Source organism: Planococcus plakortidis, assembly GCF_001687605.2.
In the GTDB taxonomy this organism is placed as follows: domain Bacteria; phylum Bacillota; class Bacilli; order Bacillales_A; family Planococcaceae; genus Planococcus; species Planococcus plakortidis.
The window spans coordinates 1,928,636-1,946,221 of the sequence record NZ_CP016539.2; the positions used below are offsets into that span (position 1 = coordinate 1,928,636).

Consider the following 17,586-nt stretch of genomic DNA (forward strand, 5'->3'; position numbering starts at 1 on the left):
AATGAAACAATCCTCTCTTAAATAAAATGCAGGAAGTGCAATAACGGCATGACAAAAAGGATGCTGTCGAACCGGTCCAGGATGCCCCCGTGCCCCGGCAGCATCTTTCCGGAATCCTTGACATTGAAATGGCGTTTCAATGCTGATTCCACCAAATCGCCCAATTGGCCGAAGATCGATGCCACAATTGCGACGATGACGACCAATGCCATGGATTGCTCCATGCCGGCAAAATAGGCGAAAACAAGCGCGATGCCCACAGCCCAAATGATGCCGCCGAGAAACCCTTCAATCGTCTTATTCGGAGATATTTCGGGCCATAGCTTGCGTTTCCCGATTTTGCGCCCCGTAAAATAAGCGCCGGAATCAGTGAACCAGACAACCAAGAGCGCAAATATCAACACCGCAAGTCCCGATTCACGGGTTTCGATTAAGTAATAGAATCCCAGTCCTACATAAAGGGTACCGAGGATCGCGAACGCGGCATCATCAAACGTAAAGCTGTTTTTGACGACCACCGTATGTATAAGCAGTAGGATGACTGCCATGAAAACAAATTCCACTTTCAGATAGCCTGTCCATTCATACACTTGCTGCGACCAATCGCCCGGCAGCATGAATGCATACAAAGCCACAAGAGAAATAAGGCCGGGTATGCTCATCAAGCTCCGGCCTTTCATTTTAAGCAATTCCTGAAAACCGATTGTCGCAAGAATGTAGACTAAAATAATGAATGGAATCCCGCCGATGATGACAAATGGAATAAATAAGGCAGCTGCTATAGCTCCCGTGATAATGCGTTGCTTCAATGTGTTTCTTCCTCCTTCAAGCCACCATAGCGACGATTTCGTTTCTGATACACTTCGAATGCTTCAAGCAAGCAGTCTTCCCCGAAATCCGGCCACAAGGTATCGGTAAACCAAAATTCCGTGTAGGCCAATTGCCACAGCATGAAATTGCTAAGACGGACTTCCCCGCTCGTCCGGATCAATAAATCAGGCTCAGGCAATTCGCTCGTCATGAGGCGGTTTGTGATCATCTCTTCTGAAATTGCGGATGGCTCCAGCTTGCCTGCCTGCACCAAAGCGGCCAAACCTTTTACGGCATCGACGATTTCGGCCCGGCTGCCGTAATTCAACGCAAAGTTCAGCACCAAACCGTCGTTATGCTTGGTCGCTTCTTTCGCTTTTTGGATCGCCTGGATCGTGTGGGCTGGCAGGTCTGCCACATACCCCATCATTTCCACGCGGACATTTTCCTCGATGAGCTCCGGTAAGAAGCTGGATAAAAACTCTTCCGGTAAACGCATCAAGAAGTCCACTTCCATTTTCGGCCGCTTCCAATTTTCTGTTGAAAAAGCATACAGTGTCAAGACATCAACGCCGAGATGGCTCGCAAGTTTGGTAATCTTGCGGACCGTCTTCATGCCTTCATGATGTCCCGCCACTCTCGGCATGGAACGCTTTTTCGCCCAGCGGCCGTTGCCATCCATGATAATTGCCACATGGGATGGGACGCCTGCGCCGGCAACAGCCATGGCACGCTCTCCGTATTCCACCATTACGGGCTCTATATTTCTCTTTAATAGTTTATTGAACATAATTAATCCTCCACTTGTAACCAATCGGAATGTCTATTGCTTATCATATCAAAAAAATGCGCGTTGTGCGTGAACTTTCAAGGCACTTCCGAAATTTTGGCATGAAAAAAGCGTCCTGCTTTACAGGACGCCCGGTAACAGATGAAGTTCGCTTAAACTGCCATAATTTCAGTTTCTTTATCTTTGACCATGTCGTCGATTTTAGCGATATGCGTGTTGGTCATGTCTTGCACATCATCTGAGTATCCACGCAAATCATCGGCTGTAATCTCACTCTTTTTCTCAAGCTTCTTGAACTCGTCGTTGGCATCGCGGCGAATATTGCGGATCACGACTTTTGCATCTTCGCCTTCTTTTTTCACTTGCTTGACTAAATCTTTGCGGCGCTCTTCTGTGAGAGCCGGTACAGCAAGACGGATGACGTTGCCATCATTTGAAGGGCTGAGTCCAAGATCCGATTTCATGATCGCTTTTTCGATTTCAGGCAATACGGTTTTATCGTAAGGCTGGATCATGATCAAACGCGCTTCCGGCACAGAAATGCCCGCTACTTGGTTGATGGGTGTCGGGGCACCGTAATACTCGACCGTAATCTTATCAAGTAAAGAAGGGGTCGCACGCCCTGCGCGGATGGAAGCCAAATCACGCGAAAAAGCTTGAATGGCATTTCCCATTTTCGTTTTCGTATCGTTCATGATTGCATTCGGCATTATAATGATCTCCTCACTACTGTCCCGATCTTTTCACCGAGTACAGCTCTTTTTATGTTTCCTTTTTCCATTATAGAGAATACTACGAGTGGAATGTCATTGTCCATACATAATGTGGAAGCTGTCGAGTCCATCACTTGAAGCCCTTGCTGAATGACGTCAAAATACGACAATTCATCGTATTTGATTGCTTCAACATCGGTTTTTGGATCGGCGGAATATACGCCGTCCACATTGTTTTTCGCCATCAAGATGACATCGGCCTCGATTTCTGCTGCACGCAAGGCAGCTGTCGTATCCGTCGAGAAGTAAGGATTTCCGGTTCCGGCCGAGAAAATGACGACACGTTTTTTCTCAAGGTGGCGAATCGCTCTTCTGCGGATATACGGTTCTGCGACTTGCCGCATTTCAATCGATGACAATACACGTGTTTCCACGTCTTGCTTCTCAAGAGAATCCTGCAATGCGAGTGAATTCATGACAGTTGCAAGCATGCCCATATAGTCAGCAGTTGCCCGGTCCATGCCCATCTCCGAACCGACTTTGCCTCGCCAGATATTTCCTCCGCCGACAACTACGGCAACTTCTATGCCCAGGTCTACGATCTCCTTCACTTGCGCAGCGACAGATTTGATGATTTCAGGGGAAAGACCGAAACCTTGTCCGCCTGCCATCGCTTCTCCACTTAATTTCAGTACAATGCGTTTGTATTTTGGAACACTCATCGGTACCCTCCGTTACACGTTTATTGAAAAACAGGGAACACAACATTGTGCTCCCCGGATGACTCATATAGATATTGGCTTATTTTTTGTTGACTTGGCTCATAACTTCGTCAGCGAAGTTATCTTCGCGTTTTTCGATGCCTTCGCCCACTTCGTAACGGATGAACTCTGTTACAGTACCGCCGACAGATGCTGCGAATTCGCGGACTTTCTGGTCAGAGTTTTTGACGAATGCCTGGTCAAGCAAGCAGATGTCCTCGAAGTATTTCCCGAGGCGGCCTTCAACCATTTTTTCGACGATTTTTTCCGGCTTGCCTTCGTTCAAGGCTTGCTCAGTCAATACTTTACGCTCGCGCTCTACTTCGTCAGCTGAGACTTCGTCACGTGAAACGTATTTCGGGTTAAGTGCAGCGATGTGCATAGCGATATCGCGTGCAGCTTGTGAATCTGAAGATCCTTCCAAAAGGACTAGAACGCCGATGCGGCCACCCATGTGCAAGTAAGGGCCGAAAGCGTCATTGTCAGTTTTCGTGCGGATTTCGAAGCGGCGCAAGGTGATTTTTTCACCGATCTTAGCAATCGCATTCGAAATGTGGTCCGCTACTGTCAAGCCGTTCGACATAGTAGAAGCGTTTGCTTCATCGATTGTCGCCGGTTTTGTCGCAAGCAAGTGCTCGCCGATTTCTTTGACTAATGTCTGGAAACCTTCGTTTTTCGCTACGAAATCCGTTTCAGCGTTAACTTCATAGATGACTGCTTCGTTGCCTTCTTCAAGGATCGACGTGATCCCTTCAGCAGCGATGCGGTCAGCTTTTTTAGAAGCGCTCGCCAATCCTTTTTCGCGAAGGAAATCTAGGGCTGCGTCCATGTCGCCGTCAGTCTGTACCAATGCTTTTTTGCAATCCATCATACCTGCGCCTGTTTTTTCGCGCAATTCTTTAACCATTTGAGCTGTAACTGCCATGATTAAATTCCTCCTTCAGCTTGTCTGTGTTTTCTCAAAAAAAGGTGATAAGTGGGGTTGGCCGCTTATCACCTGTAAACATTGCGAATTACTCAGCTGTTTCCGCTGATGCTTCTTCGTCTTCTTCAGGCTTAGACTCAAGAAGAGCGTCAGCCATTTTGCCAGTCAATAGCTTGACTGCACGGATAGCATCATCGTTTGCAGGGATTACGTAATCGATTTCGTCCGGATCGCAGTTTGTATCGACGATACCTACGATTGGGATGTTCAATTTCATAGCTTCTGCTACTGCGATGCGTTCTTTACGAGGGTCTACGACGAACATTACGTCTGGAAGACCGTTCATGTCACGGATACCGCCTAGGAATTTCTCCAAGCGTTCGTGTTGTTTTTTCAATTGGACTACTTCTTTTTTCGGAAGGACTTCGAAAGTGCCGTCTTCTTCCATGCGCTCGATCTGCTTCATGCGGTTAACACGTTTTTGGATCGTGCCGAAGTTAGTCAATGTACCGCCCAACCAGCGTTGGTTGATGTAGTAGTTGCCAGAACGTTCTGCTTCTTCCTTGATAGCGTCCTGAGCTTGTTTTTTAGTTCCTACGAACAAGACTTTACCGCCTTCTTCGCCCACTTGTCTCATGAAGTTATAAGCTTCCTCGAGTTTGCGGACCGTCTTTTGAAGGTCGATGATGTAGATGCCGTTACGTTCCACGAAGATGTATTTTTTCATTTTCGGGTTCCAGCGGCGAGTCTGGTGGCCAAAATGAACACCAGCTTCGAGCAATTGTTTCATTGAAATTACTGCCATGATGTGTTTCCTCCTAATAGGTTTTTGTTTGCCTCCGCATTCTTCGCTTCTGAACCGTTACCAATAAAGGCACCTGCGGAACAGATCGGAATGCGTGTGTATTTAACACCATTTGAAATTATACCACGCAGTTGCTGGTGCCTGCAACTGATATTTATAAAAGTTAGTGAAAGCTCGGAAAAGGTATAAAGGCTTTTAAGAAACCTCGGCTATTTTTTCGTTCCGCTCCAGCCGGACGCTTTCGGGCCCACAGGATGTGGGTCATGCAGCTGGCGCGACAGTACGTCGCGTTGCCAGCTGCCAGGGCACGATTCGTAGAATAAGTCCAGCATTGAAAGCCGCTGCTCCCACATCTGCTAGCAGATGCGTCGCAAATGAACATACTCAGCAAGGCTTCGCATATTCATTAGTCGCCGGCTTCCGCTACACTAGCGCCGAAGGATGATTTATTCCCCCTTTTTACATTCCCTTAATGATAAACAGGAAATGGAACAGGCAAGTTGTAATGAAAAGCTGTAACTTCTTCAACATTCCGAGATAGTACAAAACGTAAAAGCCGCCCCGGAACTATCGGATAGTCCGGGGCGGCGATGGAATTAATTCATTTTCAATTGTTCGAGTTCTGCAAGGAACTTCGTATTCAATACTTTGATATACGTTCCTTTCATGCCGAGTGAACGCGATTCGATGACGCCGGCACTTTCAAGTTTGCGAAGTGCGTTGACGATGACCGAGCGCGTAATGCCGACGCGGTCAGCGATCTTGGATGCAACAAGCAAACCTTCGTTGCCGTCAAGTTCCTCAAAGATATGCTCGATCGCTTCAAGTTCACTGTATGAAAGCGAGCTGATTGCCATTTGGACAACTGCTTTGCTGCGCGCTTCCTCTTCGATGCGGTCGCCTTTTTCACGGAGGATCTCCATGCCGACAACTGTCGCGCCGTATTCGCCAAGGATCAAATCGTCATCGCCGAACTGGTCGTTGACGCGGCCAAGCAGCAATGTGCCAAGGCGTTCGCCGCCGCCGATGATCGGAACGATTGTCGTCAAGCCGTCCTTGAACAGTTCACGCTCTTCCACAGGGAAGATCGTATGTTCACTGTTAACGTCCAAATTAGCGGATGTTTCAGTGATGTTCGATAGGTTTTGTGTATATTCGAGCGGGAATTGGCGCTCTTCGAGCATATTCTTCATGCGCTCGTTTTCGATCTGCTGGTTGACAGCATAGCCAAGAACTTTCCCTTTGCGGCTGACGACGAAGACATTTGCTTCGATGACTTCGCTCAATGTTTCAGCCATGTCCTTAAAGTTTACCGGCTTCCCGGCTGCTGCTTGCAGCATAGAGTTAATGCGTCTTGTTTTTCCCAATAAATTCATAATTATGAACCTCCTACATGATTCGTACGTATTTCGCACCGTTTATTCAATATTCTAAAGGTTTTTACACTTTAATGAAACCAATACGCCTCGCTTTACAGGATAAATTGTGACAAATCCTTATTTTTTGCCACATTTTCAAGTTTTTCATTAACATATTGAGGCGTGATATCGATTTGTGCAGGTGAAATCTCAGATGCTTCAAATGATAGGTCTTCCAATAAGCGTTCCAATATTGTATGAAGCCGGCGGGCGCCGATATTATCCGTCTGTTGATTTACTTCATAAGCAATTTCCGCAAGTCTGACGATTGACGCATCAGTAAAGTGTACCATAACTCCTTCTGTTTCGAGAAGGGCTTTGTATTGATTGAGCAAGGAATGTTTCGGCTCCGTCAAAATCTTCACGAAATCACCGACTTCGAGCTTGGTCAATTCGACGCGGATCGGGAAGCGGCCCTGCAGTTCCGGAATCAGGTCCGACGGTTTCGACATATGGAACGCACCAGCTGCGACAAACAGCATATAATCCGTTTTCACCGCGCCGTATTTCGTCGAGACCGTCGAGCCTTCGACGATTGGCAGAATATCGCGCTGCACGCCTTCCCTCGATACATCGGCAGAGGAACTGGAACTCTTGCTTGCGATTTTGTCCATTTCGTCGATGAAGATGATGCCATGCTGTTCAGCCCGGCGGATCGCTTCGGATGAAATCTCCTCACTATCGACCAGTTTTTCCGATTCTTCAGCCGTGAGTATGCGGCGGGCGTCTTTCACTTGCATGCGGCGCTTTTTCTTTTTCTTCGGCATCAAGGAAGAAAGTGCATCTTGCATGTTCTCCCCCATCTGCTCCATTCCCGATCCTTGGAACGCGTCAAACATGGAAGCTGTGTTTTCCGTCACTTCCACTGTCACCCATTCTTCTTCGAGCTTTCCGGCTTTCAGGTCAGCGGCAATTTCGCGTCGCTTGACGCGCACTTCCACTTCCGCTTCCGGGTCTTCTTCTTCCTGCTCCTGCTGCTTTTGGCCGAAGAACATTTCAAGCGGATTCTGTACTGGTTGCTTTTTCTTCATCGATGGCGCCAGCAATTTCACCAGGCGGTCGTTGGCTGCGGTTTCTGCGCGTTCTTTCACGGCTTCGTATTTTTCTTCTTTGACGATGCGCACGGATGCTTCCACCAAATCGCGCACCATCGACTCGACGTCGCGGCCGACATATCCGACTTCCGTGAATTTCGTCGCTTCGACTTTGATGAACGGCGCGCCGGTCAGTTTTGCGATGCGGCGCGCGATTTCCGTTTTCCCGACGCCGGTCGGGCCGATCATCAAAATATTCTTCGGGATGACTTCATCCTGCATCTCCTCGTCGAGGCGGCTGCGGCGGTAACGGTTGCGGAGGGCAATCGCAATCGAGCGCTTGGCATCTTTTTGGCCGACGATGAAACGATCCAGATGATCAGTGATTTGCCGCGGAGTTAAATCGGTTTGTGTTTTCATTCTGACAACTCCTCCATGATGATTTGATGATTGGTGTAAACGCAAATGTCGGCAGCCGTCTCAAGCGCGGATTGGGCGATCTCGCCCGCCGTCAGCTGGTCGCCGGCATATTTCTTCAATGCCCGGCCGGCCGCAAGTGCATAATTGCCGCCTGAACCGATTGCCAAAATCCCATCGTCGGGCTCGATGACTTCACCTGTGCCTGACACGAGCAATAATTCATCTTTGTTCATGACGATGAGCATCGCTTCCAGCTGCCGCAGCATTTTATCGCCGCGCCATTGCTTCGCGAGTTCAACCGCAGCGCGCTGAAGATTGCCGTTGAATTCGGTGAGCTTGCCTTCGAACATTTCAAAAAGCGTGAAAGCATCCGCGACAGACCCGGCAAACCCGGTCAGCACTTCGTTGTTATAGAGCCGGCGCACTTTTTTCGCGGTGTGTTTCATGACGACCGCATTGCCGAACGTCACTTGCCCGTCTCCAGCCATCGCTGACTTGCCTTTATGTTTGACCGCAAAAATCGTGGTTGCATGAAATTCCTGCATGGTAAGGTTCTCCTCCTTATGCCCTTGGATGGGCTTTTAAATACGTATTGCGTAAATGGTCTTTCGTGACATGCGTATAGACTTGCGTGGAACTGAGGTGCGCGTGGCCCAGCAGTTCTTGGACGGTGCGCATATCCGCCCCGTTGTTTAACAAATGGGTCGCGAACGTATGGCGGATCATATGGGGATAGATGGATGAATTAAGCGATGCCTTTTTCATGCATTCGTTCAGGATATGGCGGATGCCACGGTCCGTTACCCCGTCACCCCGGCTATTGACGAATAGCATGTCGTGTTCTTTTGACTTCATCAACTTGGGACGCGATTGGCCAATATAAAGTTCCAGCGCGTCATGTGCAAACTGGCCGTAAGGGATGTAACGTTCTTTCCGGCCTTTGCCGAGTACTTTGACAATGTGCATGTGGCGGTCCAGATCTTTCATCTTGATCGACACGCATTCACTGACGCGCATGCCCGTCGCATAAAGCAATTCCAATAGAGCGCGGTTCCGGAGCGACAGCGCATCCTCGCCGGTGAGTGATGCGAATAGCTGCTCCAATTCTGCCTCGTAGAAAAACTGCGGCAGCCGCTCTTCTTTCTTTGGATGGAACAGCGATCGGAACGCGGCTTCGCTAAGCCCGAACTCGCGGTTGCCGTAGCGGAAAAACGACCGGATGGCGGAGATTTTCCGCGAGATGGACGTTCTGAATAATTCGGCTTCATATAATTTCGTGACATAATTTCTCGCATGGAGGTATTCGACTTCGTGCAGATCGTTCACGCTTTCTTGTTCCAGGAACAGAAAAAAACCCTCCAGATCCTGTAGGTACTGGTGGACAGTGTGGGCGGAATAATTCTTTTCCAATTGGATATAGCTCATGAACGATTCGAGCATCTGTTCTTTTGTCATCTGGCACGCCGCCTTTCAGGCATTTAAAAAAGCCTCTAAAGTATACCAATACTTAGAGACTTTTTTCAATTAAACCGTCACTGAATTCATATAATTTTGAATTGATTCCAAAGCGCGGTTGGCGTGGCGTTCAGCGCGCTCCTGCTTGGACTTGATGCGTTCACCGAGATCCGGGAACAGGCCGAAATTGATGTTCATCGGCTGGAAGTTCTTCGAATCCGCTTCGGTAATATAACGCGCCATGCTGCCAAGCGCCGTTTCCGCAGGCAATACGACCGGCTCTTCGCCAAGTGCCAGCTTCGCTGCGTTAATGCCTGCAAGCAAGCCGCTTCCCGCCGATTCCACATAGCCTTCGACGCCAGTCATTTGGCCGGCGAAGAAAATGTTCGGATCGGCTTTCAATTGATAGGTCGGCTTGAGGACATTCGGCGAGTTGATGAACGTATTGCGGTGCATGACGCCGTAACGGACAATTTCGACATTCTCGAGACCCGGGATCATGCGCAGGATTTCCTTTTGCGCTCCCCATTTCAAGTGGGTCTGGAATCCGACGATATTGTACAACGTACCCGCTGCATCGTCTTGGCGCAATTGAACGACTGCGTAAGGGCGCTTGCCGGTTTTCGGGTCTTCGAGCCCGACCGGTTTCATCGGCCCGAACGTCAAAGTCTTGTCGCCTCTGGCAGCCATCACTTCGACCGGCATGCAGCCTTCGAAATAGATTTCTTTCTCGAACTCCTTGAGCGGCACGACTTCCGCTTCCACTAATGCCGTATGGAAGCGGCGGAACTCCTCTTCTGTCATCGGGCAGTTCAGGTAAGCGGCTTCGCCTTTATCGTAGCGTGATTTCAAATAGACTTTATCCATATCGATGCTGTCTTTTTCGACGATCGGCGCTGCCGCATCGTAGAAATAAAGGTATTCTTCGCCTGTCAACTTGCGGACTTTCTCCGCAAGAGCCGGGGAAGTCAACGGACCGGTGGCGATGATGGTGATGCCTTCCGGGATTTCCGTCACCTCTTCGTTGATCACTTCGACGAGCGGATGGTTGCGGACATTTTCCGTGACCATCCCGGCAAACTCATGACGGTCGACCGCAAGCGCGCCACCAGCCGGAACCGACGCTCTATCGGCTGCGTCGATGATGACCGAATCCAATTTGCGCATTTCCTCTTTGATGACACCGACCGCATTGGTCAATGAATTGGCGCGCAGCGAGTTGCTGCAGACCAATTCCGCGAATTTATCCGTATGATGCGCTGGCGTCTGTTTGACCGGGCGCATTTCATATAGCCTGACATTGACGCCGCGTTTGGCGATTTGCCATGCCGCTTCGCTTCCTGCAAGTCCGGCACCGATTACATTTACAATTTTCGTCATGATAAAACACCTCTATATTATTATTGAACTTCTTCTTTGTAGTCGCACGCTGTGCAATTGATCTGCACGCCTTTTTTCACTTTCTTTTCGACCATCAAGCTGCTGCATTTCGGGCAGGGGCGTTCGATCGGCTTGTCCCAAGAGACGAATTCACATTCGGGATAGCGTTCGCAGCCATAGAACACGCGCCGCTTCTTGCTTTTTCGTTCGACGATCTCGCCTTCTTTACATGTCGGGCATTTGACGCCGATATGCTTGACGATCGCTTTCGTATTGCGGCATTCCGGGAAATTGCTGCAAGCCATGAACTTGCCGTAGCGCCCTAGCTTGAACACCATCGGCGAACCGCATTCCTCGCAATCCTCGCCTGCCGGCTCATCTTTGATCTGGACTTTCTCCATCTCGTTCTCCGCCACTTCAAGGTCCTTGGCGAACTCTTTATAGAAGGCATCGATGATGGCACGCCAATCGACTTCACTTTCTTCGATGCTATCCAAATCGTTTTCCATTTTCGCGGTAAACTCGATGTTCAAAATATCCGGGAAGAAATCACGCACCAATTGATGGACGATTTCCCCAAGCTCTGTCGGGATGAACCGCTTGGCATCAAGTGCGACATACCCGCGTTTTTGGATGGTATCCAAAGTCGGCGCATAAGTCGACGGGCGGCCTATGCCGAGCTCTTCTAGCGTCCGCACCAGGCGTGCTTCCGTATAGCGCGGAGGCGGCTGTGTGAAATGCTGGTTCGGCGTGATCTCGGTCGCCTTGACTTTGTCGCCTTCCTCCATTTCAGGAAGGATATTGTCTTTTTCTTCTTTCTTGTCGTCGGTCCCTTCAATGTATAGCTTCATGAAACCCGGAAACTTCACTTGTGAACCGTTGGCACGGAAAATCGCTTCGCCGTTTTGCAGCTCTGCCATTACCGTATCCAGTACCGCTGGCGACATCTGGCTTGCTACGAAGCGGTCCCAGATCAGCTTATACAAGCGGTAAAGATCGCGCGACAGGATACTTTTCAGCGATTCGGGCGTGCGGTGGACACTGGTCGGGCGGACAGCTTCGTGTGCATCCTGCGATTTTTGGGATTGCTTGGCTGCAGGTTTTTGCGTTACATATTCTTCGCCGTATTTATCAAGGATGTAACCGATGGTGTCTTGCTTGGCCGAGTCGGAAATGCGCGTGGAATCCGTACGCATATACGTAATCAAACCGGTCACGCCTTCTTTGCCGACCGAAATCCCTTCATAGAGCTGCTGGGCGAGCATCATCGTCTTCTTGGCACGGAAATTCAGTTTGCGTGCGGCTTCCTGCTGGAGTGAGGACGTAGTGAAGGAAGGGGAAGGATTGCGTTTGCGTTCCTTTTTCACAACGCTCTTGACGAGGAAATCCTTGCCTTTTATCGTAGCCAAAATGTCTTTGACATCTTCTTCGTTGGAAAGCTTCAGTTTCTTTTCCGAAGTCCCGTAAAACTGGGCTTCGAATGTTTTCTTCGCTTTTTCGAACTCTCCGGTAATTGACCAATACTCTTCCGGCTCGAAGTTCTTAATTTCGTTCTCGCGGTCGATGATGAGGCCGAGCGCAACCGATTGGACGCGTCCGGCTGACAAGCCTTTTTTCACTTTTTTCCATAGGATTGGGCTGATGCTGTAACCGACAAGACGGTCTAGGATACGCCGCGCCTGCTGGGCATCGACCAAATCCATATCCAGTTTGCGTGGATGTTTGAAGGCGCCTTTTACAGCATCTTTCGTAATTTCATTGAATACGACGCGGCAATCGGAATCGACATCCACACCGAGCGCATTCGCCAAATGCCAGGCAATCGCTTCACCTTCTCTATCGGGGTCAGCCGCGAGAAAGACTTTTTTCGCTTTTTTCGCTTCTTTCTTCAAATCTTGCAAAATCGGGCCTTTTCCGCGAATCGTGATATAGCGGGGCTCGTAATTATTTTCGACATCTACCCCCATCTGGCTGCGCGGCAAATCACGCAAATGGCCGAGAGAGGCTTTCACTTTATACTTTTTTCCCAAATACCGTTCAATTGTCTTCGCCTTTGCGGGCGATTCGACAATCACCAAATAATCCGCCATCTATACTCCTCCTCATAGAGGTCTCTTCAAATTGTGTAAAGAATCACCTGATGCAAAATGTATAACAGTTTTTGGCTGATTGCAAGGCTTTTCGTCGAACCGTGTGTTTTCAGCTTCTCAATTGGCGGTATTCTTCCAGCACTTGAGCACCGTCCCAGACAGGTTTTGCGCCTTCCGCAATCAATTTATGCGGGCCCGCGGAAAGCGGAGAAAAGATATCCCCGGGCACCGCAAAGATATCTTTCCCATGGTCGAGCGCATGCTCGATGGTGCTCAAGGTGCCGCTTTTCACTTCTGCCTCTGTGACGATGACGCCTTTTGACAAGCCGCTGATGATGCGGTTGCGCTTCGGGAAATTCCATTTCCTGGGCGGCATATATGGCGGGTATTCTGTCAACAGCAATTGAGTTTCTTCTATTATAAAGAATAGCTCTTCGTTGATTTTCGGGTAGCGATGGAAAAAGCCGCTACCTAAGACCGCGATGGTTTTTCCACCGGAATCGATGGCGCACCGGTGCGCCATCGCATCGGCGCCTTTGGCTAATCCGCTGACCACCACAAAACCTTCCGCCAGAAGAGGGGGAAGCAATTTTTGGATAGCCGATTGCGAATAGCGTTGCGCTTTTCTCGAACCGATAACCGCGATTTTCTCGGGCGCGCATAATAATCCGGCATCTCCTTTCAAATACAGCACGGCCGGCGGGTCGATCAATTCGCGCAGTGAAGGGGGGTATTGGGGATCGCGATAGGTGAGGGCTTGGATGTTTTGCTGCCCATAAATAGGCAAAAACGGGGTATCCATGTACTTGAGGTATGCTTGCTTTAAGGTGTTTGCTTTTTCCAAAGGAATTTGGAGCGTTTCAGCGATGTCATACGGGCTTCGCAAATCCAAGTACACCAAATCCGGATCGCCCCTTAACAAAGGCTTCAAGCGGTTCAAAGCTTGTGGGTATACATAATGCAGTGCCAGCAGTCGTTGCGTGAATTCGTCGTTCATGACATTCCTCCTCAACAAGGTATAGCGCCTGAAGACCTGCGCTTCCCTTTATCATAGGGCTTCCATCGCCATCCGTAAATCTTTTTTAAAAACGGATGAGCCCTTTATTGCGATGGGTATAGCGCTTATTGAAATGTTCATGAAATTGTTGGATAGCTTCCAATTCCGCTTCGCTGCACGCTTCCATCTCAAAAGCCTGGAAAATGATCCTCGCAAAATTCCCACGCCGTTCGCTGCGCAGTTCCTCATCCGCCATCAGCTCCCTAAAGACCCCCGCTTCGATTTCTTTCAATGCATCGGCAAAATAAGAGCTATGGCGAATCAATTCAAGGACGCTATCCGGCGCATCGCCCTGTAATTCCTCATGGCAAATAAACCACGCCGCGAATTGCTTCTCAAGCAACTTGGCTTCGCGTATGCGCGGATCCGTTTGGTTTAGCACATCCTCAAGAATGTTATTAACAAAATCCAAATACCAAAACAAGAAATGAAGCAACTCCTGCCGCTCGCTCTTGGCAAGTTCGGGAAAAGCCCGCATATGGAAAAGCGCACCGTGCCGGTCAAAGCGCCGATACGCCTCTTTGTCGCTTAGGCGGTATATCCCGTCTACGAGTTTTTCTTTATCCACCGTAGAAAAAGGGTCTTTCCCCAGTACCTCCAATTGGTAGAAACCCATCACGTCCGGCAGGAACGGCACGATGAATTCATTCATGATTTCCTGCTCTTGCGATTCCCGCTTATTGAACTTCACCTTATCATTCGCGATCTTCATTCCCGAAATCGCGGCTATCGCCCCTGCCGCTATCCCCACGACCCATTCTGCATCCATTCCGTGCCCTCCTACATGCGCTGCCTGCTATTGATTCCATTATAAATCAGTCATGGCCAATACTGCCGCATATTCGCTTGATTTCTTTATGCCTGGCTGCATTAAAGCAAAAAATCCCCGAAGCATCAAAAATGATGCTTCGGGGATTCGTTCATTAATGAGTCTTACATGCGTCGTAAAGGCCTTTTTCCTTGATCACTTTGATCAAAGTTTCGCCGATTACGGAAGGTGTGTCTGCAACTTCGATTCCAGCAGCGTTCATTGCCTTGATCTTGTCTGCAGCGGTTCCTTTGCCTCCGGAAATGATCGCACCGGCGTGGCCCATGCGTTTTCCTTCAGGAGCTGTCTGCCCGCCGATAAAGCCGACAACAGGTTTCGTCATGTTCTCTTTCACCCATTGCGCCGCTTCTTCTTCTGCAGTACCGCCGATTTCACCGATCATCACAACAGCGTATGTGTCTTCGTCTTCATTGAATGCTTTCAATACATCGATAAAGTTCGTGCCGTTGACCGGGTCTCCGCCGATTCCGACAGCAGTCGATTGGCCGATTCCTTCTTCAGACAATTGGTGAGTCGCTTCGTACGTCAATGTACCAGAGCGTGATACAACACCGACATGTCCTTTTTTGTGGATGTATCCAGGCATGATGCCAATTTTACATTCGTCCGGAGTGATGACACCCGGGCAGTTCGGTCCGACAAGACGTGTTTTCTTGCCTTCCATATAACGTTTCACTTTGACCATATCGAGTACCGGGATATGTTCAGTGATGCAGATCGCCATATCCAACTCAGCTTCTGTTGCTTCTAGAATTGCGTCAGCAGCAAAAGGAGCCGGCACATAAATTACAGATACATTGGCACCTGTCGCTTCAACGGCATCTTGAACGGTGTTGAAAACAGGTACGCCTTCAACTTCAGTTCCGCCTTTGCCTGGTGTTACACCCGCAACGATTTTCGTTCCGTATTCAAGCATTTGCTTTGTATGGAAAAGGGCAGTTGACCCTGTAATTCCCTGTACAAGCACTTTTGTGTCTTTATTAATGTATACGCTCATTTTTGTCCCTGCCCTTCTTTAGCCTACAAGTTCTACGATCTTTTTCGCGCCGTCTGCCATAGTGCCGGCAGCGACGATGTTCAGACCTGATTCGTTCAGCAGTTTTTTACCGATTTCCACGTTTGTTCCTTCAAGACGAACGACAAGCGGCACTTCCAGGCTGACTTCTTTAGCCGCTTGGATAACGCCTTCCGCAATGATGTCACACTTCATGATCCCGCCGAAAATGTTAACGAAGATCCCTTTGACATTCTTATCGGAAAGGATAATCTTGAAAGCTTCCGTTACTTTCTCAGCAGTGGCACCGCCCCAACGTCAAGGAAGTTAGCGGGTGAGCCGCCGTAATAGTTGATCGTATCCATTGTTGCCATAGCAAGGCCGGCACCGTTAACCATACAGCCGATGTTTCCGTCTAAAGAGATGTAGCTCAAGTCATACTTGGAAGCTTCGATTTCTTTAGCATCTTCCTCATCGTAATCGCGCATCTCCATGATGTCCTGATGACGGTATAGCGCATTGGCATCGAAGTTGAACTTCGCATCCAAAGCTACTACCTGCCCGTCGCCTGTCACGACCAATGGGTTGATTTCGACGATTGCTGCGTCTTTTTCAAGATATGCCTGATAAAGGCCGAGCATCAATTTGGCTGCTTTGTTGACAAGCTTAGCCGGGATATTCATGTTGAATGCCATGCGGCGGGCTTGGAAGCCAGTCAAACCGACAACCGGATCGATTTCTTCGTAGAAGATACGGTCTGGCGTGTTCGCTGCAACTTCCTCGATGTCCATACCGCCTTCTTCCGATCCCATCAACGTGACACGTGAAGTTTCACGGTCAAGGACCAGTCCAAGGTAGTACTCCTTCTCGATATTGCTGCCCGCTTCGATGTAGAGGCGTTTGACTTCTTTACCTTCCGGGCCTGTCTGATGCGTCACGAGGACCTTGCCAAGCAATTCCTTCGCGTATTCACGCACTTCGTCCAAGTTTTTCGCCAACTTGACGCCGCCTGCCTTGCCTCGTCCACCTGCGTGGATTTGGGCTTTAACAACGACAACATCCGAACCAAGTTCTTTCGCTGCTTTAACTGCTTCTTCAGGTGAAAAAGCAACATGGCCTTCTGGAACTGCTACGCCATATTGTTTCAGGACCTGTTTTCCCTGATATTCATGGATATTCATCTGTCATCCTCCAATCAAACATCTGTCTCTTAATTTTATTGCCTCTACCATTGTATTAAAGTTGCCACAGAATGTCCACAGCTGACAGCCACTCTGCATAAAACTTCGAATTTTCCGTCTCTTACAGTCCTTCAGCCATCGTTTTTACTGGTTCAAAGGTTTTTCGGTGGATCGGGCACGGGCCGTGCGCTTCAAGGGCAGCCAAGTGGTCTTTCGTGCCGTATCCCGCATGCTTCGCGAAACCGTATTGAGGGTATTGCGTCGAGTATTCGGCCATCAGATGATCCCTCCCGGTCTTCGCCAGAATCGAGGCCGCAGCGATACATAAACTTCTTGCGTCGCCTTTGATGATCGCTTCGGAAGGCATCGGGAGCGCCAGTTCCATGGCATCGGCCAATACGGCGTCAGGCGCAATGGCCAATTCCTTCACGGCCGCTTCCATCGACTGCTTTGTCGCCTGGTAAATATTCAGCCGGTCGATAACTTCAGGCGGCTGGACATGGACTGACCAACTGACCGCCCGCGCCTTGACGAGCTGCGCCAGTTCGTCGCGCCTGGCTTTACCGATTCTTTTCGAGTCATCCAATCCGATGAATGCGCTGCAATCTTCCGGCAAGATGACAGCGGCCGTCACTACAGGGCCGGCAAGCGGGCCACGCCCTGCCTCATCGATGCCTGCCACGAGCGAACCGGGATGTTCTTTGAACTGCCGGTCGAAAGCCTGTTTGTCTTCCAGGTCCTGCAATAGGGAAAGTCTTTTATCATAACGGCGCTGCCAAGAAGCGAGCAATTGCCGGACGCTTTTTCGCGAATCGCTTTTCAGCCCTTCCATCCAAGCTTCATGGCTTTCTGCCTTCAGTAATTTCTCCTTGATCGATGCTATCGTCTCCATCTCGCCACTTCCTTTTTCCAAAGAAATAGCGG

Annotated in this window: 16 protein-coding genes and 1 pseudogene; all 17 read right to left on the reverse strand. The window is 49.4% G+C overall.

Annotated elements, in window-relative coordinates; all coding sequences use genetic code 11:
* Positions 1-17 precede the first annotated feature (17 nt).
* Positions 18-809 (reverse strand): phosphatidate cytidylyltransferase, encoded by a 792-nt coding sequence (locus tag BBI15_RS09780; RefSeq protein WP_068869386.1) that lies wholly within the window; start codon positions 807-809, stop codon positions 18-20.
* Entirely contained in the window at positions 806-1,600 is a 795-nt protein-coding gene (locus tag BBI15_RS09785) for an undecaprenyl pyrophosphate synthase (RefSeq protein WP_068869387.1), read from the reverse strand. The genes BBI15_RS09780 and BBI15_RS09785 overlap by 4 nt, the downstream gene beginning before the upstream one ends.
* A 152-nt stretch (positions 1,601-1,752) precedes the next feature.
* Positions 1,753-2,310 carry a ribosome recycling factor gene (frr, locus tag BBI15_RS09790; RefSeq protein ID WP_068869388.1) on the reverse strand — a complete coding sequence of 186 codons (558 nt, stop codon included), beginning with the start codon at positions 2,308-2,310 and terminating at the stop codon, positions 1,753-1,755.
* The gene (gene pyrH, locus BBI15_RS09795) at positions 2,310-3,035 is read right to left on the reverse strand and encodes a UMP kinase (protein ID WP_068869389.1); all 726 of its coding nucleotides are present in this window, start codon (positions 3,033-3,035) and stop codon (positions 2,310-2,312) included. Before pyrH ends, frr begins: the two co-directional genes overlap by 1 nt.
* 79 nt (positions 3,036-3,114) lie before the next feature.
* A complete protein-coding gene (gene tsf / locus BBI15_RS09800; RefSeq protein ID WP_068869390.1) occupies positions 3,115-3,999 on the reverse strand; it encodes a translation elongation factor Ts in 885 nt (294 codons plus the stop codon).
* An 88-nt stretch (positions 4,000-4,087) separates the two neighbouring features.
* Positions 4,088-4,804, reverse strand: a complete 717-nt coding sequence (gene rpsB / locus BBI15_RS09805; RefSeq protein ID WP_068869391.1) for a 30S ribosomal protein S2 — start codon at positions 4,802-4,804, stop codon at positions 4,088-4,090.
* A 596-nt stretch (positions 4,805-5,400) separates the two neighbouring features.
* Positions 5,401-6,180, reverse strand: a complete 780-nt coding sequence (gene codY / locus BBI15_RS09810; protein WP_068869392.1) for a GTP-sensing pleiotropic transcriptional regulator CodY — start codon at positions 6,178-6,180, stop codon at positions 5,401-5,403.
* 95 nt (positions 6,181-6,275) lie between these two features.
* Positions 6,276-7,676, reverse strand: a complete 1,401-nt coding sequence (gene hslU, locus BBI15_RS09815; RefSeq protein ID WP_068869393.1) for an ATP-dependent protease ATPase subunit HslU — start codon at positions 7,674-7,676, stop codon at positions 6,276-6,278.
* Complete coding sequence (gene hslV / locus BBI15_RS09820; RefSeq protein WP_058380455.1) at positions 7,673-8,221, reverse strand: ATP-dependent protease subunit HslV; 549 nt, start codon at positions 8,219-8,221, stop codon at positions 7,673-7,675. Before hslV ends, hslU begins: the two co-directional genes overlap by 4 nt.
* Positions 8,222-8,237: 16 nt before the next feature.
* Positions 8,238-9,131, reverse strand: a complete 894-nt coding sequence (xerC, locus tag BBI15_RS09825) for a tyrosine recombinase XerC (protein ID WP_068869394.1) — start codon at positions 9,129-9,131, stop codon at positions 8,238-8,240.
* Positions 9,132-9,200: 69 nt separating this feature from the next.
* Positions 9,201-10,511, reverse strand: coding sequence for an FADH(2)-oxidizing methylenetetrahydrofolate--tRNA-(uracil(54)-C(5))-methyltransferase TrmFO (trmFO, locus tag BBI15_RS09830; RefSeq protein WP_068869395.1), 1,311 nt, complete (start codon positions 10,509-10,511; stop codon positions 9,201-9,203).
* A gap of 20 nt (positions 10,512-10,531) precedes the next feature.
* Positions 10,532-12,601 (reverse strand): type I DNA topoisomerase, encoded by a 2,070-nt coding sequence (gene topA / locus BBI15_RS09835; protein ID WP_068869396.1) that lies wholly within the window; start codon positions 12,599-12,601, stop codon positions 10,532-10,534.
* Between the two features lie 109 nt (positions 12,602-12,710).
* Positions 12,711-13,598 (reverse strand): DNA-processing protein DprA, encoded by an 888-nt coding sequence (gene dprA, locus BBI15_RS09840; RefSeq protein ID WP_068869397.1) that lies wholly within the window; start codon positions 13,596-13,598, stop codon positions 12,711-12,713.
* Between the two features lie 85 nt (positions 13,599-13,683).
* On the reverse strand, positions 13,684-14,427 hold the full coding sequence (locus tag BBI15_RS09845; protein ID WP_068869398.1) for a hypothetical protein: 744 nt from the start codon (positions 14,425-14,427) through the stop codon (positions 13,684-13,686).
* Positions 14,428-14,581: 154 nt separating this feature from the next.
* Positions 14,582-15,484 carry a succinate--CoA ligase subunit alpha gene (sucD, locus tag BBI15_RS09850; RefSeq protein WP_068869399.1) on the reverse strand — a complete coding sequence of 301 codons (903 nt, stop codon included), beginning with the start codon at positions 15,482-15,484 and terminating at the stop codon, positions 14,582-14,584.
* Between the two features lie 18 nt (positions 15,485-15,502).
* Positions 15,503-16,662: pseudogene (sucC, locus tag BBI15_RS09855) on the reverse strand (ADP-forming succinate--CoA ligase subunit beta).
* Positions 16,663-16,783: 121 nt separating this feature from the next.
* Positions 16,784-17,554 (reverse strand): ribonuclease HII, encoded by a 771-nt coding sequence (locus tag BBI15_RS09860; RefSeq protein WP_068869400.1) that lies wholly within the window; start codon positions 17,552-17,554, stop codon positions 16,784-16,786.
* Positions 17,555-17,586: the final 32 nt, after the last annotated feature.